We start from the raw sequence: 1,751 nt of genomic DNA, 5'->3' as shown, positions 1-1,751 counted from the left end.
CCCGCTGACGCGCCGCGAAGCCGAAGTGCTGCGGTTGATGGCTGAAGGCAAGAGCAATAAGATGATCGGGGAATATTTGTTTATCAGTGAAAAGACGGTCAAGAACCATGTCAGCAGCATTTTGCAAAAAATGGAGGTTGATGACCGCACACAGGCCGTTATCAATTCGATCAAGTATGGTTGGGTAACGCTTTAATAACTGTTCCCGCAAAGCGAATGCCGTCCGGCGTCCCGGGGCGCTGCGGCCTAATGTGCCACTCGACTTGACACCCTACGGGTATCCGAACTTGGCGCCAGTCACCTCTTCTTTTTTGCCAGCATATAGTGTTGGTATAAGAGGAGGTGCATCCCCATGATAGCCCAGCTGATTTGGATCGGAGCTGTGTATGCATCTGCGGTAGTGTGTGTGCATGCGCTTAAGTCCCGTGTAAAGAGTGATGCCGCCCGTGAGACGGGAAAATGGATTCATTATATTCTGATTGCCCGAAATCATGAATCTGTGGTGGAAGGGGTAATCCGCGCGATGACGCTCCAGTCCTTCCTGACGGGCAAGCGGCTGCGGGTAACCTTTATGGACGATGGCTCAAGCGACACAACGCATCGGATCGCCCAGGCGCTGAGGGATGGCGGCTGCTCACTGGATTTGCGGATGGAGGAATATATAGACGGTTATCCCCAAGCAGAGAGGAAAGCGCAGTCAGCGGGGCAGGATAATGAAACCGTGATTGATTTGCGTCTTCCGGAGCAGCCGATTCCGCTGCCGTTCATGAGGGCTATAGGAAGCAGGGGATACTCATCCAAACGCGGCGGCTTGCGGTGAAATATCCGTTGTCTGCTCCAACTAAATATCAGATTGTCAGGTGAAGCACACTTTCCAACTTGAGGGAGAGTGTGCTTTTTTGTGCGGACTGAAGAGGGAGAATCAAGGGGCAGGGAGTGAGGGGAGTTCAAGATAAAAAAAGAAAGAGGTGCAAGCATGAAGGCGGCAGTGTATGCAGTGAAACAAAGAACGGGCTGGAGTATCCGTATCTCCATTGATTTAAGGGTGGATGCGCTGTGGTGGGAGGGCCGCTTATACGGAGGGGGGAATCGGGAGGAGATTGGGGCGGAAAAAGTGACTCTCCTCGCTGCTTCCCTGCCTCTGGGTCTGGCGGTCAAGCTGCGGACAAGCTTCTTCTATAGAAAAGAGATGGAGCAGTGGAAGGAAGCGGATTGGAGACGGTATGTCCGGACGGTTCTTGAACCGGAGCTGGATCAGGAGAAGGACATTTTGCGGCCTGACGGTGAAGGAGTAAGCGTCATGGAAAATGTGTCCAGGCCGCCCGGCGCGGTCAGGCAGAATCCTCCGTCCCCGCAAAAGCTGCTGGAATATGCGGACTGGATCGCCAAGGTGCTGCGGGGCCGCTCTTTGCTGGAGTCCGAAGCTGAAGCGCTGCTGGCCGAGCGCTGTCCGGAGATGATGGGCTGCTGGCGGGGCGCGGCGCAACTGGCGTATTTGCAGGGGAGGCTTCACCTGGAGGCGGCTGTCGGGGCGACGCCTGAAAGGGACCCGAACCGCAGAGCGCGGGGAGATGAGAGGCGTGATGAACAAGAGGAGATGAAGGGAGGGAAGGGGGACAGCCCGGAAAGCAGGCAGGGTGGAGCAGGAGGACTGCCAAGGGAGGCGGCGGAGAAGCCGCGTGAGGCGCGGTGGGCAAGAAGGGCTCCGTGGGATAGTGCGGAGCGGCTACGGGAGGGCCGCCGCACGCTCG

The 1,751-nt window shown here is 56.8% G+C and carries 2 protein-coding genes and 1 pseudogene; all 3 read left to right on the top strand.

The features are described 5' to 3' along the window. Positions 1-196: response regulator transcription factor (locus L692_RS29665; RefSeq protein ID WP_036724815.1), on the top strand; the 196-nt coding region annotated here is incomplete at its 5' end. Between the two features lie 156 nt (positions 197-352). Next, entirely contained in the window at positions 353-820 is a 468-nt protein-coding gene (locus tag L692_RS30790; RefSeq protein WP_025701962.1) for a glycosyltransferase family 2 protein, read from the top strand. A gap of 177 nt (positions 821-997) precedes the next feature. Beyond that, positions 998-1,751: pseudogene (locus tag L692_RS29655) on the top strand (hypothetical protein); the annotation flags it as partial.

The organism is Paenibacillus forsythiae T98, from assembly GCF_000520735.1.
In the GTDB taxonomy this organism is placed as follows: Bacteria; Bacillota; Bacilli; order Paenibacillales; family Paenibacillaceae; genus Paenibacillus_AQ; species Paenibacillus_AQ forsythiae.
The sequence above is the reverse complement of the archived record's forward strand: the minus strand, read 5'-3'. Positions and strand labels throughout refer to the sequence as shown.